Origin of the sequence: Salmonella sp. 5800 (assembly GCF_046558195.1) — a bacterium.
GTDB classification, from domain to species: domain Bacteria; phylum Pseudomonadota; class Gammaproteobacteria; order Enterobacterales; family Enterobacteriaceae; genus Salmonella; species Salmonella enterica.
The window spans coordinates 91185-116401 of the sequence record NZ_JBGDOX010000009.1 but is presented as its reverse complement, the minus strand read 5'-3'; the positions used below and the strand labels follow the sequence as shown (position 1 = coordinate 116401).

Below are 25217 nucleotides of genomic sequence, written 5' to 3'. Positions count from 1 at the left end.
GAATTACGACAAAGAATGAAAACGGGTGGCTATCGCTCATGGGCAGGAATCGGCAAGTGAATAAAGTTGTACATTTCTTACTGACATTACTGATCATGTTTGCAGTGTTGATCGCACCTGCGCAGGCGTTATTGAAGGGCGGGACCTGGCAAGAGCTGAACTCGACGACCGGCGCGGTTAACGGCACCGCGCCGCTGGCCGACGGTGCCATTATTCCCCTGTATCAGGGAAGTATGCTGCTTGACCCTACCAAAACCTACGATATTGAATTCACCGCCATGCCGCGCGATTTTAGTGCGGATGCGGCTCCAGATTCGATGCGTGCGGTTAACGCCCTCGATACCGAAGGCGATCTTTTTACCGATCCGCCGAGCATCGCTTGGGAAAATCAACAGCCGCCGACCATGAGCCTGGTATGGGCCGATGCCGCCACGCCAGACACGCCCCTCTCGCCACAGCCGATTCTCAACCAGACCTTTTGCGCTCAGAATCTGGCGGGTCGGCAACTGGTTGCCTGGGCGCAGTTGGAAGATGAAACGAACGTTCCCGCGCTGTGGCTTTATACCCGAACCGGCGTGCCAAATAATGCGATCATTCCGCTGCTTAGCCCAAAAGTGACGCTGAATATCAAACCGGCGGTGAACGATCCCGTTTCCGCGAGCGGCGATCATTTTGACGCTAATTTTGACGCCTCGAAAGTCAAAGCCGGGGAGAGCATTACCCTTACCATCTCCACCAAAGCCTGTAATGGCGACGTAAAGGCGAATGCCGCCTTCGTGATCCGTCGCGAGGATGCAATAAATCGCCAGGGCGTGGTTAATAACGCTAACCCGGTACACGTTGGTAATACTGAGCTGACGACCGCGCAGACAGAGTATCATGGCGTAACGGACGAGCAGGGCAACGCCACGGTGGTGGTGACGCAGGATCAAGGCCCAGGCGTAAAAACGCGTCTTATCGTTTCTTCGGCAGACTATCCCACGCTAACGGCGAATGTCGACGTCATTTTCACCACCATCACCAGTCCGGACAGCGATAAGGCCAGTATGTACGGCCATATGGTGGAGAGCACCACGGCAACGCTGAACGGTACGACCTACACTTTTACCCGGCCAAAACTGGCGGCGGAAACCAGCGGAAATAGCACCGTTGTGGATACCAACGAAACCTGGGCGCTGTTCGACTGGAGCGGTGCCGATAACCATTGCAATATTCTGCCGGACGCCGAACAACTGGTGGCGCTAAGGCAAGAGCATAGTACGTTGGAAACCTGGACCGGCTGGCCGGTATCGGGCGATGCGGAATACTGGTCATCTAACAAAGATCAACTGAGCGGCTATCACGCTGCGGTGCATATGAACAGCGCGTCGGTCGCCAGGGTAGCCGACAGCAATACGCTGCTGGTCAGCTGTGTGGATAAGGCCCAGCCTGCGGCGCACCCGCAGATAACCCTCTCTCCGGAGGGGCCCTATAAAGCGCAGGTAGGGGAAGAGATTGATCTGGCGATGACCGTGGTCGACAAAGACACGCAAAAACCGCTGCCTTATCGTTACGTGGAGATATTGATTGATCCGGCGAAGAACCGTAAGGGAGAACATCAGGATGCGTGGGATAATCAGCGGGTAACGGTGAGTAGTGACGATATGCGCGCTTCTTCACCGGAGCACTATACCGGGATGACCGACGCCAACGGCCAGGCGCACCTGACGTTAAAGCACGACAGCGGCCTGGGCGTTGAGACGCCCATCCGCATCGTGATGCCGGATGATGAAGGCGGCAGCGTCGAACTTCCCTTTAGCGTGATTTTCACCGTGGTCACCAGCCCGGACGTGGATGGCGCCAACATGTGGGGCCATATGCAGGGCGTAATAGACGCGGGTAACCTGTATAAACGCCCGCTGCTGGCGGTGGAAGCCAGCCACAAAGACGGCCAGTTCAGCGAAAATAACGAAGAGTGGGCGACATTTAACTCGGTGGCGTCTGCCACCGCGCAGTGCGGCACCGGCCAGGTGCCGGACCAGTCATCGCTGGCACATTTGTACAGCGAACATGCTGGCGGCCAGATAGAAAGCGAACACGGCTGGCCGACCGAAGATTATTTCATCGCCGCCGACAGCGACGCCTCCGGAACGGTACACGTCAACCTCGAAAACGGCGATAGTGGCAAATTTACCAATGAACCGAACTATCTGACCTGCTCGGCTAACGAAATGGTGGCGGTGCTGGACGTCTACTTCAACGACGACCCGGTGATCAAAAACGCCGACGCCAAAGTGGGTGAACAGATTAAGCTGAACGTTCATTCGCGCAACGCCCTCAACGACATGGCGGTCGCCTATACCGACTTCACCGTCACCATGGCGAACGGCAGGCGGCGCGACGGGCTGACGACTGGCTTTACCGATACCAGCAACGGCGAGATGCAGTTTGACGGCGTCGGCTACGTTGCCGGACAGGTTTATCAGGGGATCACCGACGCCAACGGCGATGCGACCATTATCCTCACCCAGCCGAAGGGGGTGGGGCTGCTGACGCCGTTAAGCATCACGCCCGTCGATTCATTAATCAGCTCGCCCATTTCTCGCAGCGTGAAGTTTACTGTCGCCACCAGCCCGGATACGGCAAAAGCCAAAATGTGGGGCCATATGGCCGACACCATCACCGTTGGCGATCTGACCTTTGAGCGACCCAGGCTGGCGGATGAAGTCACGCCGGAACGTACCCAGGTTGAAGCCAACGAAACCTGGGCGCGCGTTCTGCACCCTGACGCGGCAGGCAACCCGGATAAGGGCGGCTGCGTGGCGAACCACCTGCCGCGCATCGACCAGCTTGAGGCGCTGTACAAGGCCAACAGCGACGGCGCGATAAAAAGCACCCAGGGTTGGCCGACATTGCTTAACTATTGGTCGTCCACCTTCCAGAGCGCCAGCACGTGGAAACTGATCTCGCTGTTTAGCGGCAGCGAATTTGCCAACGCCAACGTCTCAATTTACGCCAGTTGTCTGGTCAACGCTAACCCGGCGGCAGCCTCGATTACCATTGAGCCAGTCGATCCATCATTATGGTATGACGGTAGCGGCGTGCACGCGGTCAAAGCCAAAAAGGGCGATACTGTCCAACTGAAGGTGACGGTGAAGGACGCCAGCGGCAACCTGCTTCCCGAAACGCCGTTTGTGCTCACCCGTGGCGACGGTTATGACCGTCGCGGGGAGAAGTACACCGCCCAGGACGGTGAGGATCTGCAAAATATCGTCACGCCCGTGGTGATCGATGGTGAATCACTGGCCTGGACCACCACTAAAATGGGGATGCTGACCGGCGCTGACGGCACCCGCATCATCAGCGTCACCCGCCCGGACACTCACGGCACCCTCACAGCCATTATTGCCACGCTGTATGAAAACGCCGCCGTGAGCGCCAGCATCGACACCATCTTTACCGTCATCACCAGCCCGGATGCCAGCGTCGCCCGTATGTGGGGGCATATGTCGCCGTCGCTGACGGCAGCGGACGGCACGGTGTATCAGCGCCCGCTGCTTTACGAGGAGACGAATAAGTCAAATGTCGTTTCGTACCTGGAAGATAATGAAACCTGGGCCGGTTTTTTCGGGCCGACAACAACGAAAACCAATCCGGCCAATTGCGCCAGCGGCTATTATCCTTCCATAGCATCGCTGGATTCACTGTACAGAAAATACCCCGATCGCACGATAAAAACGGCCCAGGGCTGGCCTGTCGTCCGTTCTTACTGGAGTAATTCGAACGCAGGGTCAATAAGCTCCGCCACTTCCCGTAACTATTATGCCGTCGATCTGAGTGACGATACTCGTCGGGCGGCGGGCGTGGACTCGACTTACAATACGCAATATCTAATTTGCTCCCCGACGCAGCAGGTGCCGGCCATGCAGATTACGTTGACCTCCACGCTGGCGACGGATAGCGATGTACAGGCGGTGAAGGTGAAAAACAGCGAATCGCTCCCGTTGATCGTCACCACCACCGATGCGGCGGGCAACCCGGCGCCTTATACGCTTTTTTCGCTTACACGTGACGCCGGGTCGGCGCGTAAAGCCGGCTATGACTTTACTGGCTACGCCGATATAGGAGTGGCGCAGAGCAGTGGCGCGACGCAACAATTCACTGATACAAATACGCTTTATGGTGTGACCGGGGCAGACGGTACGTTAGCCCTCACGCTGACCGAGCCAAATGGGCCGGGGGTGAAAAACGTGCTGACTGCGGCGCTGACCGATACGCCGACGGTGACCTCATCGCTGCCGGTGGTGTTCACCACTATCACCAGCCCGAACAGCGACAAAGCCAATATGTACGGCCACATGCCGGAAACCTTCACCGCCAGCAACGGCGCGAAGTTTATGCGTCCGCTGCTGTATGACGAACTCTCATCGCAGGAGCACGCGCAGAGTTATCCTGAAACTAATGAAGCCTGGTCTACGGTGAATAATTTTAATACCGGTGATTATGGCGCGTGCTCGATGAATCAGATGGCCACACTGGTGGATCTCCAGGCGCTGTACGGCGATCATCCCAGCGGCAAGGTCACGACCGACCTTGGGCTGCCCATCAAGAAGAAATGGTGGGCGGGTGACAGCCTGATAAAAAATCAAACCCTTTACTGGCAGTTTATTGATCTCAGTACGAATAAAGGCGGCACTAGTCAGGAGACACCGGGTAATTACTATTACCAGCTCTGTCTGACGGAACCGCGCCATATGAATATGGTGTTCTCGGCGGACGTGTGGAACGCGGATAAATCGGCGGCGGTGATGAAAACAGGCGAGGCGATACCGATGACGGTCACGGTAACGAACGCCGCCGGGCAACCACAGGCGGGGGCGACGGTTATGCTGACGCGTGATTACTCTTATTCACGTGGTACGGTGGATAGCGGAGCCATTCAGCCCGGCGTGATTGGTGAGCCGGTTCCGTCCAAAGGTTCGTCATCAGACATGACCCTGACGCCGGTTTCGCCTGCGGGTGCGGCATTGCCGTTTACTAACCAGAAGGGAATCAGCACGAAATGGTATGGCTTTACCGGCGATGACGGTAAGTTGCGGTTCACGTTAAACCAGGATAAATCGCTGGGTTTGAGAACGTCCGTCACGGCGACGCTTGCGGATCAAGCTACCGAGACGACGAGCGTCGATGCGATCTTTACGGTGCCAACCAGCCCGGATACCCCATATGCGTCGTACTGGGGCCATATGCCGGATACCGTGAAGGTTAACGGCGTCACGTTGCGCCGCCCGTATCTGAGAGCCGAACTCGCTAAAAAGGGGCCGGGCATGTGGCCATTTAATAATGAGGTATGGTCGCCGAACTATATCGATTACGCGAGTGGCGGACATGCGGATACATCGCTGGTTGTTCTTTGCGGATCGCAGGAAAACATGGCCTCGCTGGACGATCTGAAGGCGTTACGTGACGTTATTGGCACCTTGCGATGGCCGACGTCAGCGCCAGCGTCAAGTTACACCTATGACTATATGTCGCAAACGGAAGGGAGCCAAAGCGGTCGTTTCTGCTCATTTAACGAAACCACCGGGGTGGAAACCTGTACTCGTGTGAAAAGCGATTTTGGTTTTGGGTCGTGTCGGGTGCAGTAGGTTGGGTGAGGCAAAGCCGAAACCCAACACTGCGGTGCCGGATGTTGGGCGTGAATGTTGGGTTGTGCTTTGCGGCGCCCAACCTGGGTATCCCTTGCGGCTGGCGCTGTTCCGGTAGCGATGTATTTTTACGTTTTTGTATTCATGGAATGAACTGCAACGAAATGGACTTTTCTCAGGTACGTCAGTGAAATTGAAAAAGTGTGTCGGTTTTTTACCCTGGCTGCTGCTATGCGCCCTCAGTTTAACGCCTTTCTTCGCGCAGGCCGTGCGAAGCAGCGGCGCATGGCAGGAACTCACTGAGCAAACTGCGGCTATTAACGGCACTCCGCCTCAGGCCGACAGTGTAACGATCCCGGTATATCAGGGTAGCGTTCAGTTGCGCTCTGATGCGGCGAATCTCGTTGATTACTCCGCGAAGCCCAGCCAGTTCAGCACCAGTGATGCCGGCAGCGCGCTGGCCTTAACCAATCCGCACGACACCGAAGGCGATATCTTCGCCGTGCCGCCGCTGGCCTGGCAGGCTGAACGCGCGCCCGCCGTTACGCTGGTGTGGGCCGATGCCGCCACGCCGGATACGCCGCTTGATCCGCAACCCGTCAGCAATATAAGTTTCTGCGCGCAGAATCTGGCAGGCCGCCATCTGGTGGTCTGGCCGCAACTGGATACCTCAACCGCCATACCGCCGCTGTGGTTGCTTACCCGCACCGGCGTGCCTTATAACACGGCGGTCGAAGTGCTTGATCAAAAGTTTGCCGTGGATATCGCGCCCGCCGTGGGCGACCCGGTCACGCTCGCCGCCGATCATCTGGACGAGTTGCTCAACGCCGCGAAGGTCAAAGCGGGTGAAAGCCTCACGCTGACGGTAACGACCAAAGACTGCGGCGGTGAACCGGAGGGCAACGTTGATTTCGTGATTACCCGCGGCGACGCGCAAAACCGCCAGGGCGCGGTAAACAATACCGCGCCGGTGCGCGTCGGCAATACCGAACTGACCACCACCGTCACGGAATACCACGGTACGACCAACGCCGAGGGCGTGGCGACCGTGGTCGTCACCCAGGCGAACGGTCCGGGCGTAAAAACGCCGCTGATGGCGCACCCGTCGAACGCGCCAGCGCTGAAAGCCAGCGTGGACGTGATTTTTACCACCCTCACCAGCCCGGACAGCAGCAGCGCCAACATGTACGGCCATATGGCAGAGACGTCCACCGCCACGGTAGACGGCGCAAGCTACACCTTTTACCGCCCCAAACTGGCGGCGGAAACCGACGGTGAAGACCGCACCGCCAGCATTAACAATGAAACCTGGGCGCAGTTCAACTGGGGCCACGCCGACGCGCATTGCGATATTCTGCCGGATGCGCGCCAACTGGAAGGGTTAAAAATCGAGCGCGGCGATCTGGCCGCCACTCTCGGCTGGCCGGTGGGGCAGACATCCGGTGACGAAGAGTACTGGTCCTCTTCCCCGGGATCGATTGCCACTGACCATATCAGCATTGATATGCGCAGCCGCAGCCTCACGCAGATGCCGGACGCCACGCAATCACTGGTTAGCTGCGTGGATAAAGCCCCGCCTGTGGTCACGCCGAAATTAGTGATTAGCGCCGATAATGTTGATTCAACGGTCAACGCGGCGAAAGTGAAGGTGGGCGAGGAGATCAACATGAAGATCACCGTCACCGACAGCGCCACCAATAAACCGCTGCCTTATCGCTACTTTAATGTCTACCTGGGCGACGAGCAGAATCGTCAGAATCAAAAGAACGCCGATATTGATAGCGGGCATCAGTGGACGGATGACCCGGTGGTCATCACCAATCTGGAAGGCAGCGACGGCCACTATCATGGCATGACCGACGCCAACGGTCAGTTCTCGCTGGTGTTGACTCAGGACAAGGGTGCGGGCGTATTAACCCCGGTGCGTGTGGTGCTGTTCGACGGTACAGAAGCGACGCAGAACGTGATTTTTACCGTCGTCACCAGCCCGGACGTGGCGCAGGCGCGCATGTGGGGCCATATGCAGGGCGTGGTGGAAGCGGGCAATATCTACAAACGCCCGCTGCTGGCAGAAGAGGCCGCGCAGGATACCGGTTCCGAATTTGAGAATAACGAATACTGGGCGACGTTTAACTCGGTAACGGCGGCGACGAACCAGTGCGGTACCGGCCAGGTGCCGGGGCAACTGCTGCTGGATACGCTGTATCAGGCCCATTCCGGCAACGCGATGGAAACGACCTACGGCTGGCCGACGCAGAAACACAGCTATATCGCGGCGGATACCGAGGGCGCCACCACTGCGCACGTCAACCTGGCGACCGGCGCGGACAGCATATTCAGCGGCGGCGAACCGAACTATCTTTCCTGCTCTGGCAATGAGTTAGTGACCAGCCTGGACGTTTACTTTAATGGCGATGAGTCGTTACGCAATGCGGTAGCCAAAGTCGGCGAACAAATCACAATGAATGTCCATTCCGTCAATGCGCTGAATGGGTTAAGCGTGCCCAACGCCCGCTTTACCGTCACCCTGGCACACGGCAAAAATCGCCACAACGCCACGACGGGCTTTACCGATCCCAGCGACGGAACGCTGGTGATGGGCGGGACGCCGTTTGGCTCTTCCCAGGCGTCAATGACGTACCAGGGCATGACCGACAATGAGGGCAACGCCACGCTGGTGATTGAACAGCCGCAGGGCGTGGGCTTACTGATGCCGCTGAGCGTCCTGCCGGTCAACTCACTGATTACCACGCCCGTCAACCGCAGCGTGAAATTTACCGTCCCCACCAGCCCCGATACGCCGGATGCGCAGATGTGGGGCCATATGGCGGACACGCTCACCGTGGGTGATATGGAATTCCAGCGGCCAAAGCTGGCGGCGGAAGCGACTGCCGCCACCCGTACCCAGGAGCAGGATAACGAAACCTGGGCGCGTGTCAGCCACGCCGACGCGCTGAATAACCCCAACGCCGGGGGCTGCGAGGCCGGCCATCTGCCGCGCGCCGATCAGCTTGCCGCGCTGTATGCCTCCAGCGACGACAATAAAATCCACACCGTATCCGGCTGGCCGACTGAGTATGACTACTGGTCATCCACCTTTGCCAGCGCCGCTACATGGCAGGCGGTATCACTGGCGGCGGGCGGCTATACCGCCTCCGGCGACGCGTCGGACTACGTGAGCTGTCTGGTCAGCAAAAATCCGACGGCGGCGTCCATTACCATTGAGCCAGTGGATGCGGCATTGTGGTATGACGCAAACAGCGAACACGCGGTGAAGGTGAAAAAGGGCGATACGCTCCAGCTTAAAGTGACGGTAAAAGACGCCAGCGGCAATCCGCTGCCGCAAGCGCCGTTCGTGTTAAGCCGCGGCGACGGCTATACCCGCCAGGGGGAGAAACATATCGCCGGTAGCGGCGACGGCATCGTCTCGGCGGTAGTGATCGACGGCGATTCGCTCAACGACAGCGCCACCAAAATCGGCGGCATGACCGGCGAGGACGGCAGCAAAATTATCAACGTTACCCGCCCGGATACCCATGGGACGAAAGTCACGATTACGGCGGCGCTGTACGATAACGCCAGCGCGACGGCCAGTATTGACACTATTTTCACCGTGGTCACCAGCCCGGACAGCGACAAAGCCAAAATGTGGGGCCATATGCCGGAAACGACGACGGCGGCCAACGGCGTGGTGTTTAAGCGCCCGCTATTATCGGCTGAAATCGCCAGCGGCGTTACCCACGGCGACAATACGGAAAACAACGAAGCCTGGGGAATCGTCGATTTTGAAGTGGTGAAAGATGCCTGCGGCGCGGGATTTGTGCCCACGCTTGCCGATCTCCAGTCGCTGTACGACACCTGGCCCGGCGGCGCCATGAATACCCAGCAGGGCTGGCCGTTGGACGGTAAAAACTACCAGGACAGCACCGCCGATTTGAGCAGGAGTACGCAAAACCGCTACGTTAAGTCAATTAATCTGCGCGACGGCGGCATCGGTTCGCTGCTGTGGAATGAAAAGCTCTATTTTGTTTGCCTGCAAAACGCCCATCCGGCGGCGACGCAGATAACACTCACTTCGCCTGTGTATAACGACAGCGACGGCTTCGCTAAAGCGAAAGTCGGCGAGACGATTCCGGTTACTATCACCACGCTGGATGCCCAGGGCAACCCGGTGGCCGATACGCCGGTTATCTTTATGCGCGGCGACAGTATTGGGCGGGCGAATCAGGAGGTGAATAGCTCGGTGGCGGCGGAGATACAGATAAACCATAGTGACGGGCGTAACAGCGGCGTTAAATATTATACCGCCACTGGCGCCGACGGTACGTTGACGCTGGATATCAGCCAGGATGGGGGGGCTGGCTTTAAAACGCCTCTGACGGCGTCGATAGAGCACAGCAACGTCGCAACGACCGCGCCGCTGCCGGTTATTTTCACTGTGATTACCAGCCCGGACACGCCGAAGGCCAACTACTGGGGCCATATGGCGGAAACGTTAACCGACAGCAGCGGCGTGGTGTACAAGCGCCCGCTGCTGGCGAGCGAGTTCAGCGCTACACCCGGTAAAACGCTGACTATCGCCAACGGTTACTACGACAAAGGCGAAACCTGGGGCATGATAACCGTCGATAAAGCCTGGAACGGCACCGGCGGCGGCTGTGGGCGCAACGCGCTGCCTACCGTAGCCAACCTCCAGACGCTGTACGGGACATACCCGGATAACGCCATGCGCAGCCGTAACGGCTGGCCGATGACCAATTCGGGCAACAACAACGTCAGCCGCTACTGGTGGGCGGGGGATTACGTGATATCGTCAGACGGCGCGCAGTCGCTCTACGCGGCGGTCAACCTGTTTAACGACGGCAATGATATCAAAACGACGACCAGCACCTCGGCGTACTACATGCAGACCTGTCTTACCTCGCCGCGCAGCGCCGCCGCCAGCCTGACGCTGACGCTGGCAGGCCAGGATGAAACCACCGGAATTGCAAAGGCGAAGAAGGGCGAGCAGATGACCGCCACCATCGACGTGAAAGACGCCGCAGGTCAGCCGATGAAAAACGTGATGGTAAAATTGAGCCGCGGATCTTCGTACAATCGCGCCAACAGCGCCACATCGTCCTCAAGCGTCACAGACGATATTACGCTGCGTAATGTGATGCCGTCCGGCCTGGCGACATATCTGCTGGATACTTCGGCGAAATATCTGTATGCGCAAACCGATGCCCAGGGGCAGGTGACATTTACCCTTGCTCAGGACAGTACCGCCGGTTTAAAAACCACCATCAGCGCCGCCACGATGGACGGCAGCAACCTGACAGACAGCAAAGACGCTATCTTTACCGTAGTGACCAGCCCGGACAGCGATAAGGCCAAATACTGGGGCCATATGCCGGAAACCTTTACCAACAGTAAGGGGGTTGAATTTAAGCGACCGCTGCTGCGTGCTGAACTTTCTTCAACGGCGGACACGTCGGGTTATACGGAAAATAACGAGTCCTGGTATACCTGGAGCCGTTATCCGAATATGTATCAGGATTCCGCCAGCCCGTGCGATCGGCTGGGGTTGCCGACGGTAAATGATTTACAGACGCTATATACCGATTATCCCAATGGCGCACTCACGACAACGCTTGGCCTACCGGTGGCATCAGGAAAATATTGGGGGGCGGGTAACTCAGTACCGGATGCCACGCACTCAGACAGTCAGTTCCAGTATGTCAGACTCAGTGACAATAATACGCTGACAACCAAAGCCAATACCGCCACGGCGCAGCTTTGTCTGGCAAAGCGCCGGGAATTGTCGATAGAACTCACCTCCAGCGCCATGGATGCGGATAAAGGCGCTCCAGCGGCGAAGAAGGGCGAGAGCCTGCCGTTGACCGTCACTGTGAGGGATGGTTCCGGCACGCCGCAGCCCAATACCGCTATCCGTTTGGGACGAACGCTTTCGATAGATCGGTCTGGTGTCGTTGATGGCAGTTCCGGCGAAGGCATGGTACTCACATCGGTTGCGCCGTCTACGGGCTCAATGACGTTTAACTGCACGGTATCTTCGTGCACAAGTTATTGGTATGGCATTACGGATGAGAATGGTAAAGCGCAACTCGAAGTGACGCAGGATGATTCCCGTGGCCTGAGAACACCGCTGCAGGCGATGCTTGTCGACGATCCGCTGACAGTTAGCAATATGGACGTCATTTTCACCGTCATTACCAGCCCGGACAGCGATAAAGCCAAATACTGGGGACACATGCCGGAAACCGTGACCAACAGCGCGGGCGTGAAGTTCCGGCGTCCGCTGCTGGCGGCGGAGATGACGTCGAATAGCGGTACTTACCTGGTTAACAATGAAACGTGGCCATTAGTCACCGCAGCGAACACTGAAAAAGCGGGCGCAACCGGCTGTGATGCGGAATATCAGCCGTTGTCAGGCGATCTACAAACGTTGTATGGCGACAATCCTGACGGCGCAATCGGTACAAACTATGGCTGGCCGGTGGCGGGGAACAAATCCTGGTGGGCGGCGGATCGTGCGCCGAATACCGGATATTACCAATTTATAAACCTGAATAGCGGCGATAAAGGCACCGCCAGTTCATCGACTGCCACCGGTGCTCAGGTCTGTCTGGTCGAACCGCGTACTTCTACTCCTGCCAGTATTACGCTGACCTCGACGGCGATGGACAGCGCGAAAAATGCGGCGGCAGTGGCGAAGGGAAGCGCGATGCCGTTAACGGTGACGGTAAAAGATAGCAGCGGTAACCCGGTCGCCAACGTCGGTTTTACGTTGTCACGTGGCGATTCGAAAAATCGGGCAGGTACGGTGATAACGGATGGCGACGTGGCAGCGGATGCCGGAGCAGACGATCTCATGCTTAAAGCGCTGACTCCCGTAAGCGCCAGCCAAAGTATGACCACCACTGGGATTGTCTTTACCGGCACTACCGGCAGCGACGGTACGGCAACGTTTACGCTTAATCAGGATAAAAGCCTGGGGTTGAAAACGCCACTCACGGTGAAACTGACGGACAATACGACTCTTCACGCATCGCTGGATGTGATTTTTATGGTACTTACCAGCCCGGATACGGATAAAGCGTTGTTCTGGGGAAATATGTCGGATACGACATCCGTCAACGGAAAAACGCTGCATCGTCCGTGGCTTCAGGCTGAGATGCTGTCAGGCGTGACGCCTGTATTTACCAACGGAGTGCATGCAAATAACGAGTACTGGGCGATAGCGCATACGGTGGACAACACGAAATGGGATATTGCCAAACAGTGCGGTAGCCTTAGCAAAGCACCGGATAATAACGACCTGTTGACGCTGTATCATTCAATTAGTTCGTTAGGCTGGCCGACGCAGGGCTATCCCTATTTATCTAAATCAACCTCGAGCGGCGGCATGTATTGCGGTGTGGATGAGAATACCAGGCAACAAAACTGCGCCATTAAGCCAGCAAGTTCAGCAGGTTATGCGACGTGCGTGGATTAACGTATTAAGCGTCTGGCACGAAAAGAATCTGCTTTTCACGTTCCATTGAGCTTCATGAAAAAGTAATCGGCGCATTCATTGAAAAGTATATGTTCTGCTAACTGGAGTCACCACCGTTTGCCGCGAGTGTGTAAAAGCGCTGTCTCCCTTCTGCAACCCGGCATCTGGCGCTATCCATATACTCTAAATAATTCGAGTTGCAGGAAGGCGACATAAAGTAAGTGACTGGGGTGAGGGAACGCAGCCGCAGCACATGCAACTTGAAGTAGGACGAATATATTTACAATAACACCAGGTGTCGCATGATAAACACACCTTTTTGCCTCGCGAATCTATTTATTCCAATATATGTAATCATTAAATGTTATTTACAGTGTGAATGCTTATAGAATGGATAAATATATTTATATAAATTATAAATCAAACAGAAATTGACCTGCCATTGAAATAATCCTTGAAATTGGTTAATAATTTGGCTTTGATAATATATTGTAACAGGTGGTTGCAATCATTCGTAGCGCCATGTTTTTGTTATTTATTATTTAACTCATTGATATACACCATTTAAACGTTATTTACAGCCCAATCAAAATCAAGCTTGCTTCGTGAACGTTATTAAAAGGAAATTTAAAAATTGAACAGGACCTACAGTATTGTCTGGAGCGCCGTGCGAAATATGTATATCGTGGCTTCAGAACTGGCGCGAGGCCACAGCAAAGTTAAAATACAGGCGCACGCTAATGAAGTCTCCCCTTTTATTAAAAAGCCTGAGTCAGGATGGACAATTAGTGCAAAACACAATGCGCTGACCTTTGCAATTGTTGCCGCGCTTGGGCTCGCCAGCCCGCTGGCCATGGCCGATAATTCGGTGTCCTACATTGACGGAGTTGACCACGACCTGAACGCAGAAACGTCGCCGATGTTCTATTCTGGCGCCGATGAAGGCGCCGCGCTGTACCTCGAAGGCTTACCTACTCAAGGCCAGGGCTGGCAGCCCACTTCAGCCACGGGCACGAATATCGAGATTGGAACGGACGGCGGTGGAGCCCCCCTTTCAAGTGGCGGTGATGCGGTGGCTACAGCGATTTCGCTCTATCGGGGAGCAACACTTGAACTGACCGAGGCAAAAATTTATACGAAGGGAAGATATACCCAAGGTATCAACCTCGACGAGCAAAGCAACCTGACGTTGAATGGAGGAAGCCTTGAGGTTGAAGGCAATTACGGCATTTTGACGCTCTATAAAAATTCACAAGCCACCCTGATTGGCACCGAGGTCACCGCAACGGCGGACACAAGCAGCGACATATCGTTACAGCAAGGCAGCACGCTGAACATCAAGGACGGGAGTAAAATCACGCTCACGAGGGGGCAATTGAGTGTGGTTGGCGACACGAACGGCAACGCCTTCCTGAATGTGAGCGATAGTACGGTGAGTTCTACGGGCGCGGATAGTACGGTTGTTGCCGCCAACCGGGGTATTCTCAATATCAAGAACTCTTCCGTCACGCACAATAACGCCACAGGTGCCGCCATTGAGGCATCAAGCGCGTCGACGCTGAACGTTTCCGGTGATGATAAGAGTCAGATGATCGTCAACTCCAAAGGCGTTGGCGTGAAAGGCATTGCTTCAAGCGTAGAGATTGACGGAGCAACCATCACCGCCGACGACGACGGCATTTTAATGACAAGCCAGGGAAAAAGCGGTTGGTATGACGATACTAACGCGTTAAGCGTCAATAATGCGAACGTCGCCTCCCAAACCGCCGCGCTGCACGTTGACAGCAAAACGAATATTAACGACCCTATCGAGCTCACCAACAGCACATTGACCGGTCCGACCGCCATCAAACTGGAAAGCGCGGTGACCGTACAGGCTAACAGTACAACGCTTGATGGCAACGTTGACGCGGGAATCACCGCATCGTCCTTGTCACTGACCAATTCTTCACTGCAAGGAAGCGTCAACGGCGTTTATAGCTCATTAACACTCGACGCCGACAGCCAGTGGACCATGAGCGGCAGTTCGGCGCTTGGAAGCCTGACCAGCAATGGCGAAATTACCCTCGGAGACGGTAGCGCTTCGGCAAAAACATTACAAATCACTAACGCGCTCACGCTACAAAACGATAGCCAACTGAACATCACGCTATCTGCCACTGACTCCCCGGCGATCACCACCGGTAGCGCCATACTTGATGGTTCACTGACCTTAAATCTCGATTCAACAGCGGCTTTTGGAGACCCGACATCGGATCAACAGTTCAAGTCAATTACCCTGATTGATTCTGATAACGCAATAAGCACCAATGTTGACAGTCTGACAACGAATATCGACACCGACTCACTGCCAGATTACCTGACCTTCGGCGTCGACGTTGACGCTAACGATAACACCAACTTCGTTCTGGAGCAGCAGCTCAGTTGGAATGCTAACGCGACTTCCATTAGCGAAGCGAGCGGCACCTTTACCCTCGGTGATAATGAAACGTTTGAAGTTACCAGCGAGCTGAGTAAGGTTTCCCCCGTACCTGGCGGCTGGGACGGCGAAACGTTGATCAAAGAAGGCGATGGCACGCTCATTCTCAGCAACACGGCGAATGACTATGGCAATACCAACATTAACGGCGGTACGCTGTCTGCGAATGATGCCGCCGCGCTCGGCAGTGGCGACGTGGCCATTGCAGAAAACGCAAAGCTTGAGTTGGGCCAGGGAACGCTGGATAACAACGTCACCGGCGGGGGCCAAATTATCAAAAGCGGTAGCGGTGATCTCATCGTGACCGGCGATAACACTTACTCCGGCGGCACCACCATTACCGGCGGTATGCTGACGGCTGACCATGCGGATTCGCTGGGTACCGGGGCTATTGCCAACAACGGCGTGCTTCAGGTCGGCGAGGGCGAGCTGGAAAATACGCTTTCCGGCAGCGGTTCGCTGGTGAAAACCGGTATGGGCGAACTGACGTTAAGCGGTGATAACACTTACTCCGGCGGCACCACCATTGCCGATGGTGTGCTGATTGTCGCTAACGTTAACGCGCTGGGCGGTGGTGATGTCGATAACGCGGGTACGCTGAAGCTGGACGCGGAGGGCGAATTCAACCTTGCGAATGTCACGACCCAGTCTGGAGCAACGACTGAGCTGGCCAAAGGTACGACGCTCAACGTCGACTCGCTGACTCAGCAAGCCGACAGTACGCTGAATATTGACCTCAGTAAGGCCAACGAAAGCGCCATTACCGCCGACAGCGTCACGCTGGCTGGTACGCTGAATGTTACCGGCATCGGCAGCGTTACAGACAGCTGGACGCCTGAGGCATACACCTACACGCTGATTGACAGCGACAGCGCCATTACGAGCGATTTCGACAATCTGACCGTCGCGGGAATGAGCAGAGAAGATGTTGACTTCCTGACTATCGACGGGAAAGTCGACGAAGCAGACAACACCCACTATGATCTGACGGCCTCCCTCTCCTGGTATGCGGACAGAGACAACGCTTCTACCGACGCTCACGGTACCTTTACCCTTAGCGACCCTGACGGCAGCTTTAACGTTGCGGCTAATCTGACAGACGTTGATGACACGCTGGATCCGGGTAGCAGATGGGACGGTAAATCGCTGACCAAACTGGGCGCGGGTAAACTGACGCTGAGCGGCGCTAACACCTATAGCGGCGATACCAACGTACAGGAAGGCACGCTGTGGCTGACCGGCGCCGGCACGATTGGCGAAGTGGGCAGCCAGCAGGCGGTGAACGTCGCTTCCGACGCGACCTTTGGCGGCAGCAACGGTACAACCGTTAACGGTAAGGTGACCAATGAAGGGACGCTGGTCTTCGGCGACAGCGAGGAGACAGGCGCTATCTTCACCCTCAATGGCGATCTGGTCAACATGGGGGCAATGACCAGCGGCAGCAGCTCCAGCACGCCGGGCAATACGCTTTATGTTGACGGCGATTATACCGGTAACGGCGGCTCGCTTTACCTGAATACCGTCCTGGGCGACGATGATTCGGCAACCGATAAGTTGGTCATTACCGGCGATGCCTCCGGCACCACCGATCTGTACATCAACGGCATCGGCGATGGAGCACAGACCACTAACGGTATCGAAGTGGTGGATGTTGGCGGCGTATCGACCAGCGATGCGTTTGTGTTAAAAAATGAAGTTAACGCCGGTCTGTATACCTACCGTCTGTACTAGAATGAAAGTGACAACGACTGGTATCTGGCGTCAAAAGCACAGTCTGATGATGACGACAGCGGCGGTGATGTCACGCCTCCGGACGACGGCGGCGACGGCGGCGATGTCACGCCTCCGGACGATGGCGGCGATGTCGCACCGCAGTACCGTGCGGATATCGGCGCGTACATGGGCAACCAGTGGATGGCGCGCAACCTGCAAATGCAGACCCTCTATGACCGCGAGGGCAGCCAGTATCGTAATGCCGATGGTAGCGTATGGGCGCGCTTCAAAGCGGGTAAAGCGGAATCCGAGGCTGTCAGCGGCAATATCGATATGGACAGCAACTACTCCCAGTTCCAGTTAGGCGGCGACATTCTGGCCTGGGGTAACGGCCAGCAGAGCGTTACCGTTGGCGTCATGGCGAGCTACATCAACGCCGATACCGTCAGCACCGGTAACCGTGGCGCAGACGGTAGCCAGTTCACCAGTAGCGGCAACGTAGACGGCTACAACCTTGGCGTCTATGCCACCTGGTTTGCCGATGCCCAAACGCATAGCGGCGCGTATGTCGACAGCTGGTACCAATATGGTTTCTACAACAACAGCGTAGAGAGCGGTGATGCGGGATCTGAATCTTATGATTCAACCGCTAACGCCGTCTCGCTGGAAACTGGTTATCGCTACGATATTGCGCTTAGCAACGGCAATACTGTCAGTCTGACGCCGCAGGCGCAGGTTGTCTGGCAGAATTACTCAGCGGATAGCGTGAAGGATAACTACGGCACCCGGATCGATGGTCAGGATGGCGACAGTTGGACAACTCGTCTGGGTCTGCGTGTTGACGGCAAGCTGTACAAAGGCAGCCGTACGGTTATCCAGCCGTTTGCTGAAGCTAACTGGCTGCACACCAGTGATGATGTGTCGGTATCGTTTGATGATGCCACGGTAAAACAGGATCTTCCGGCTAACCGTGCGGAGCTGAAAGTGGGTCTGCAGGCAGATATCGATAAGCAGTGGAGCGTTCGCGCTCAGGTTGCCGGGCAGACTGGCAGCAATGATTTTGGCGATCTGAACGGTAGCCTGAATCTGCGCTATAACTGGTAAGTTAGACAAAACCGGGCGGGCGTTCCCTGCCCGGTTTTGAGGCGAATGACAAACCGGTTGATCGTCAGATTATGGCTACACCTTATCCGACGTGGCGCGTAGGTTGGCTGAGGCGAAGTTGAAACCCAACATCGAGCTACAAAGGGTGGGGGTGTGTTGGATTACGTTCCCGGCGTGACGGATTTGACTTCACTTTCAAGCCAGCCGTCCTCCAGCCGCGTAGTCATAATATCGCCTGCTTTGACCTGTTTGATCTTTTTCAGCACCTTGCCGTTCGTTGTCGTCGAAACCGTATAGCCGCGCGCCAGCGTGGCTAACGGGCTGACCGCCTCCAGATGCGTGACCGCGTTGCCGAAACGCTCGCGCTGTTCGCTTAACCGTGAGCGGATATTCTCCGTCAGACGATATTCCAGCTGTTGGATGCGCGACTGCGCGCGGTGAATGCGCGGCTGCGGATTTTGCTGGCTCAGGCGTTGACTTACGCGCTGTTGGCGCTGAGTGGCCTGCTTAATCCTGGCCTCAAGCGCAAATCCCATCCGTTGGCGTAGACGTTCCAGCGCGGTTTGCTGACGGGCCAGACGCAGTTGCGGATGTTGCTGTTGCAGACGGTGAAAAATCTGCGTGAAACGACGGCTGCGGTTGGCGAGGTAGTAGTCCATCGCCATGCCCAGGCGCTGCTGGGCGGACTGAATCTGACGCAACAACTCCTGCTGGTTGCGGCTGACAATTTCTGCCGCTGCTGATGGCGTCGGCGCGCGCAGGTCGGCGACAAAATCAGCTATCGTGACGTCCGTTTCGTGACCGACGGCGCTGACCACCGGAATGCGGCTGGCAAAAATCGCCCGCGCCACGCGTTCGTCGTTAAAACTCCACAAATCTTCCAGCGAACCGCCGCCGCGTCCGACGATCAGTACATCACACTCGCCCCGTGTGTTCGCCAGTTCGATAGCACGAACGATCTGCCCCGGCGCGTCGTCGCCCTGGACCGCCGTCGGGTAGATAATTACGGGCAGGGATGGGTCACGACGCCTTAGCACGTGGAGAATATCGTGCAGCGCCGCGCCGGTTTTCGAGGTGATCACCCCAACGCAGTGGGCCGGGGAGGGCAACGGCTGTTTATGCTGCTGATCGAACAAGCCTTCGGCCTGGAGTTTGGCTTTTAGCTGCTCATATTTCTGCTGCAAAAGCCCTTCGCCCGCTGGCTGCATACTTTCGGCGATGATTTGATAATCGCCGCGCGGCTCGTACAGCGTGATATTGGCGCGTACCAGCACCTGCTGCCCGTGCTGCGGACGGAACGTCACCCGGCGGTTGCTGTTACGGAACATCGCACAGCGCACCTGAGCGGTATCGTCTTTGAGCGTAAAGTACCAGTGACCCGACGCAGGCTGCGTGAAATTAGAAATCTCGCCGCTGATCCATACCTGTCCCATCTCCTGTTCTAACAGCAGACGAACCGTCTGGTTAAGGCGGCTTACGGTAAAAATTGAGGAAGTTTGAGAGGATAACATGTGAGCGGGATCAAATTCTAAATCAGCAGGTTATTCAATCGATAGTAACCTGCTCACGGGGGATCGCAAGCACTATTTGCAAAAAAATGTAGATGCAACCGATTACGTTCTGTATAATGCCGCGGCAATATTTATTAACCTCCCAGGTGAGATATTGCCCATGCTACGTATCGCTAAAGAAGCCCTGACGTTTGACGACGTCCTCCTTGTTCCCGCTCATTCAACCGTTCTGCCAAATACCGCCGATCTCAGCACTCAGCTGACGAAAACAATTCGTCTGAATATTCCAATGCTTTCCGCTGCAATGGATACCGTGACTGAAGCGCGTCTGGCAATTGCCCTGGCACAGGAAGGCGGCATTGGTTTTATCCACAAAAACATGTCCATTGAGCGCCAGGCGGAAGAAGTTCGCCGCGTGAAGAAACACGAGTCCGGCGTAGTGACCGACCCGCAGACCGTCCTGCCAACCACCACGTTGCATGAAGTGAAAGCCCTGACCGAGCGTAACGGTTTTGCGGGCTATCCGGTGGTGACTGAAGATAACGAGCTGGTGGGTATCATCACCGGTCGTGACGTGCGTTTTGTGACTGACCTGAACCAGCCGGTGAGTGTCTACATGACGCCGAAAGAGCGTCTGGTGACCGTTCGTGAAGGCGAAGCCCGTGAAGTGGTGCTGGCAAAAATGCACGAAAAACGCGTAGAAAAAGCGCTGGTCGTTGATGATAACTTCCATCTGCTTGGCATGATTACCGTAAAAGATTTCCAGAAAGCGGAACGTAAACCAAACTCCTGTAAAGATGAGCAGGGCCGTTTACGTGTCGGCGCGGCGGTCGGTGCAGGCGCGGGCAACGAAGAGCGCGTTGACGCGCTGGTGGCGGCAGGCGTTGACGTACTGCTGATCGACTCTTCTCACGGTCATTCGGAAGGTGTTCTGCAACGTATCCGTGAAACCCGTGCTAAATATCCTGACCTGCAAATCATCGGCGGCAACGTCGCCACTGGCGCAGGCGCTCGCGCACTGGCGGAAGCCGGTTGCAGCGCGGTGAAAGTGGGTATCGGCCCTGGCTCTATCTGTACGACTCGTATCGTGACTGGTGTGGGCGTTCCGCAGATCACCGCTGTTTCTGACGCAGTTGAAGCGCTGGAAGGCACCGGAATTCCGGTTATCGCTGACGGCGGTATCCGTTTCTCCGGCGACATCGCCAAAGCCATCGCCGCAGGCGCGAGCGCGGTGATGGTGGGTTCTATGCTGGCCGGTACCGAAGAATCCCCGGGCGAAATCGAACTCTACCAGGGCCGTTCGTACAAATCCTACCGCGGTATGGGTTCTCTGGGCGCGATGTCCAAAGGTTCCTCCGACCGTTACTTCCAGAGCGACAACGCCGCCGACAAACTGGTGCCGGAAGGTATTGAAGGCCGCGTAGCCTACAAAGGTCGCCTGAAAGAGATCATTCACCAGCAGATGGGCGGCCTGCGCTCCTGTATGGGCCTGACCGGTTGTGCTACCATCGACGAACTGCGTACTAAAGCGGAGTTTGTGCGTATCAGCGGTGCGGGTATCCAGGAAAGCCACGTTCACGACGTGACCATCACCAAAGAGTCCCCGAACTACCGTCTGGGCTCCTGATTTTCTTCGCCCGACCTTCGCGTCGGGCGATTTATTTAATCTGTTTCACTTGCCTCGGAATAAGCGTCAATGACGGAAAACATTCATAAGCATCGCATCCTCATTCTGGACTTCGGTTCTCAGTACACTCAACTGGTTGCACGCCGCGTGCGTGAGCTGGGTGTTTACTGCGAACTGTGGGCGTGGGATGTGACAGAAGCACAAATTCGTGACTTCAACCCAAGCGGCATTATTCTTTCCGGCGGCCCGGAAAGCACCACCGAAGAAAACAGCCCGCGCGCGCCGCAGTATGTCTTTGAAGCAGGCGTGCCGGTATTTGGCGTCTGCTACGGGATGCAGACCATGGCGATGCAGCTTGGCGGTCATGTAGAAGGTTCTAATGAGCGTGAATTTGGTTACGCGCAGGTCGAAGTGTTGACCGACAGCGCGCTGGTTCGCGGTATTGAAGATTCCCTGACCGCCGACGGCAAACCGCTGCTTGATGTCTGGATGAGCCACGGTGATAAAGTGACGGCGATTCCGTCCGACTTCGTGACCGTCGCCAGCACCGAGAGCTGCCCGTTCGCCATTATGGCCAACGAAGAAAAACGCTTCTACGGCGTACAGTTCCACCCGGAAGTGACTCACACCCGCCAGGGTATGCGCATGCTGGAGCGTTTTGTGCGTGATATCTGCCAGTGTGAAGCACTGTGGACGCCGGCGAAAATTATCGACGACGCCGTGGCACGCATTCGCGAGCAGGTAGGCGACGATAAAGTGATCCTCGGTCTCTCCGGCGGTGTGGATTCTTCCGTCACCGCAATGCTGCTGCACCGCGCCATCGGTAAAAATCTGACCTGTGTTTTCGTCGACAACGGCCTGTTGCGCCTGAACGAAGCCGAGCAGGTGATGGACATGTTTGGCGACCATTTTGGCCTGAATATCGTTCACGTACCGGCGGAAGAGCGCTTCCTGTCCGCGCTGGCTGGCGAGAACGATCCGGAAGCCAAGCGTAAGATCATCGGTCGTGTTTTTGTAGAAGTGTTCGACGAAGAAGCGCTCAAACTGGAAGACGTGAAGTGGCTGGCGCAGGGCACCATTTACCCTGACGTTATCGAATCTGCGGCGTCTGCAACCGGTAAAGCGCACGTCATCAAATCTCACCACAATGTCGGCGGCCTGCCGAAAGAGATGAAGATGGGGCTGGTTGAACCGCTGAAAGAGCTGTTCAAAGACGAAGTACGTAAGATTGGTCTGGAGCTGGGCCTGCCGTATGACATGCTGTACCGTCATCCGTTCCCGGGGCCGGGCCTCGGCGTTCGTGTTCTGGGTGAAGTGAAGAAAGAGTACTGCGACCTGCTGCGTCGCGCGGACGCTATCTTCATTGAAGAGCTGCGCAAAGCGGATCTGTACGACAAAGTCAGTCAGGCGTTTACCGTCTTCCTGCCGGTCCGTTCCGTTGGCGTCATGGGCGATGGTCGTAAGTATGACTGGGTTGTCTCTCTGCGTGCCGTCGAAACCATCGACTTTATGACCGCGCACTGGGCACATCTGCCGTATGACTTCCTCGGTCGTGTTTCCAACCGCATCATCAATGAAGTCAACGGGATTTCCCGTGTGGTGTATGACATCAGCGGTAAACCACCGGCTACCATTGAGTGGGAATAAGCTGATAACCCTTCCTGTGTTTTCATGAACAGGTAAAAGTGAATTTAACCCTCTGTTTTTGCAGAGGGTTTTTGTTTATGTGCATAGATGAGTTTTCTGTGTAGCGCACAGCTCCTGACGGCAAATTTGACGTAATTACGAACCCACGAAGGTTGGCTGTATCTTGCCGTGGTCGTTGATTTGTTCTCGCGCAAAGTTATCGGCTGGTCAATGCAACCACGAATGACAAAAGATATTGTCCTGAATGCGCTTCTGATGGCCGTGTGGCGACGTCATCCCAAAAACAGGTGCTGGTTCATTCTGATCAGGATAGTCAGTACACCCGCTATGAATGGCTGAAATCGCACGGACTGGAGGGCAGTATGAGCCGTCGTGGCAACTGTCATGACAATGCGGTTGCAGAAAGCTTTTTCCAGCTACTGAAGCGTGAACGGATAAAGAAAAAGATCTACCAACGACTCAGAAGTGCCCAGGTTATCCGTGGCGATTCAGCCCAAATAAGGGGTATTTAAAATATAATAACTTTATTCTTCAACTATATAACCAACGTCCAGCTTTAGCACTTTCAACGAGCATACCAACCGTTAGTGGCTTACGCGGATCAGGCTCTTTACTTCCAAAGTACTCTGGATTCAGATAGTTGAGTATGTCAAATCCTTCTGGATCTACATTCCAACGCTTGAAGTACTCTTGTAGAAGTTCTTCACTATCTTCAAAAACGAGTTTAAGATCATCCCTAATACTGGTATCAAGCGTGATGGTTCGCTTTGGCCCACAGAGAAAGTACTTTTTAGTGTTATATTCCTGATCGATAAAATCGATAATTTCTTTCTTAATATCTCTCATTAGAAGTACGTCCACTGAATGCGATCTTTAGGAACCGCCACACGATTAAATGTATCTTTAATATCACGCTGGATATCATAAATCGTAGTGAATGTCATAACCCAACCGAGCCAGGGTACATTACGACCAACGAAACGACCTAAATTATTCGTTGAGCTTAGCTGTAATGAGTTGATGGTTTTGCCTGTCAACGTTGGTAATCTGATCCCAGGTGGCAGTTTATAGTTCAACCAATTACTGATGTACTTAGAAGCAATTGATGTTCCTGGAGTTGTCCCACGAGGTTTACCCCTCGTAGGTAGAACTGGTTGCCCTGAGATAACCAGTGCAGCATCGACCGCTGAGATCCCCAGATGATCGCTCACAACGGCGATGGTGATAGCCCACCATAGTTGTTGTGGTGTCAGGTTGGATAACCCGCCGTAGAAGTACGTACCATTCAATGTTTCAGTAGTGTCCATTTACTCACCCCTTCTAACCATGACCAAAAATTATACAACACCTAATCTCTTTGTTCTAACTAATAATTACGGGGTAGTAAGCGATTCACCTCTTTGAAAAAAAAGATCATCGGGGTTGTTTTGCAGTACATGATAGGGGCACGCTGAAGGCTATCGGGTTTTGTATTCGGTCGAGGGAATCTTAGTAACCGCGCATGTGATCTTATCGCCCAGGCTGGATATCCCGCGGTTGCTCTTTAAGCGTCTGATCATGGCCTGAACCCATTGAGTGGGATTGTCTTTTTGCGTTAACGCTAAAGCTTCTTTTTCTTGCGCGGGCTTTTTAACGGATAACAGCTTAACGTTGTCCCGGCGTGGTGACAGAAAGCGATGATTGTTGCGCTTCTTTTTTATCCTGATGGTGCTGCCAGGCGCCGATAGAAGAGTAGACGAAACGTCCAAAGAAGAAGAGAAAACTGATAAGCAGTACGATACGGGTCATGCGAGTGTTAAATCGATGTCGTTTTCGCATACTGTTGGCCTGACTCACAAAGGGTTCCTTAACGTTGGCCCAGCGATATGGGCGGGATCAGGCTGGGTTCTTCAAGGGTATTATCAAGGCGAAGAACGTAACAAGCCTGCGTTCACTCTACATTAAGGCATACTGCGAACCGATGGTCAATTCCTCTTAATGTAAAATTGCGTCAGTTGATTTATCTTATATT

The 25217-nt window shown here is 55.2% G+C and carries 8 protein-coding genes and 4 pseudogenes; 8 read left to right on the top strand and 4 right to left on the bottom strand.

The features are described 5' to 3' along the window. The first annotated feature begins 38 nt into the window (after positions 1-38). The 4 genes and pseudogenes from ratA to ACLJZ5_RS16805 all read left to right on the top strand — a co-directional run bounded on the left by ratA (position 39) and on the right by ACLJZ5_RS16805 (position 18421). Complete coding sequence (gene ratA / locus ACLJZ5_RS16820; RefSeq protein ID WP_071991565.1) at positions 39-5627, top strand: DUF823/DUF824 repeat adhesin RatA; 5589 nt, start codon at positions 39-41, stop codon at positions 5625-5627. A 187-nt stretch (positions 5628-5814) separates the two neighbouring features. Next, a complete protein-coding gene (gene ratB, locus ACLJZ5_RS16815) occupies positions 5815-13125 on the top strand; it encodes a DUF823/DUF824 repeat adhesin RatB (protein ID WP_024797647.1) in 7311 nt (2436 codons plus the stop codon). Beyond that, positions 13126-13226, top strand: a pseudogene (locus ACLJZ5_RS16810) (IS1 family transposase); the annotation flags it as partial. A 533-nt stretch (positions 13227-13759) separates the two neighbouring features. Beyond that, positions 13760-18421 (top strand): annotated as a pseudogene (locus tag ACLJZ5_RS16805) (autotransporter outer membrane beta-barrel domain-containing protein). Between the two features lie 161 nt (positions 18422-18582). Here ACLJZ5_RS16805 and xseA read toward each other — a convergent pair. Further along, on the bottom strand, positions 18583-19932 hold the full coding sequence (gene xseA / locus ACLJZ5_RS16800; RefSeq protein WP_024798333.1) for an exodeoxyribonuclease VII large subunit: 1350 nt from the start codon (positions 19930-19932) through the stop codon (positions 18583-18585). A 160-nt stretch (positions 19933-20092) separates the two neighbouring features. On the opposite strand from xseA, the gene guaB reads away from it, so the two are divergent. The 3 genes and pseudogenes from guaB to ACLJZ5_RS16785 all read left to right on the top strand — a co-directional run. Further along, the gene (gene guaB, locus ACLJZ5_RS16795; protein WP_000944174.1) at positions 20093-21559 is read left to right on the top strand and encodes an IMP dehydrogenase; all 1467 of its coding nucleotides are present in this window, start codon (positions 20093-20095) and stop codon (positions 21557-21559) included. Between the two features lie 69 nt (positions 21560-21628). After that, a complete protein-coding gene (guaA, locus tag ACLJZ5_RS16790) occupies positions 21629-23206 on the top strand; it encodes a glutamine-hydrolyzing GMP synthase (protein WP_000138296.1) in 1578 nt (525 codons plus the stop codon). Positions 23207-23341: 135 nt separating this feature from the next. Then, positions 23342-23661, top strand: a pseudogene (locus ACLJZ5_RS16785) (DDE-type integrase/transposase/recombinase); the annotation flags it as partial. Between the two features lie 76 nt (positions 23662-23737). Here ACLJZ5_RS16785 and ACLJZ5_RS16780 read toward each other — a convergent pair. Continuing rightward, positions 23738-24067, bottom strand: a complete 330-nt coding sequence (locus ACLJZ5_RS16780; RefSeq protein ID WP_023994424.1) for a DUF1493 family protein — start codon at positions 24065-24067, stop codon at positions 23738-23740. Beyond that, positions 24052-24513 (bottom strand): STM2901 family protein, encoded by a 462-nt coding sequence (locus tag ACLJZ5_RS16775; protein ID WP_000381628.1) that lies wholly within the window; start codon positions 24511-24513, stop codon positions 24052-24054. Before ACLJZ5_RS16775 ends, ACLJZ5_RS16780 begins: the two co-directional genes overlap by 16 nt. Before the next feature lie 139 nt (positions 24514-24652). Here ACLJZ5_RS16775 and ACLJZ5_RS16770 point away from each other — a divergent pair. Next, a pseudogene (locus ACLJZ5_RS16770) lies at positions 24653-24772 on the top strand (hypothetical protein); the annotation flags it as partial. 78 nt (positions 24773-24850) lie between these two features. Here ACLJZ5_RS16770 and ACLJZ5_RS16765 read toward each other — a convergent pair. Further along, entirely contained in the window at positions 24851-25042 is a 192-nt protein-coding gene (locus ACLJZ5_RS16765; protein WP_000075924.1) for a YfgG family protein, read from the bottom strand. Positions 25043-25217: the final 175 nt, after the last annotated feature.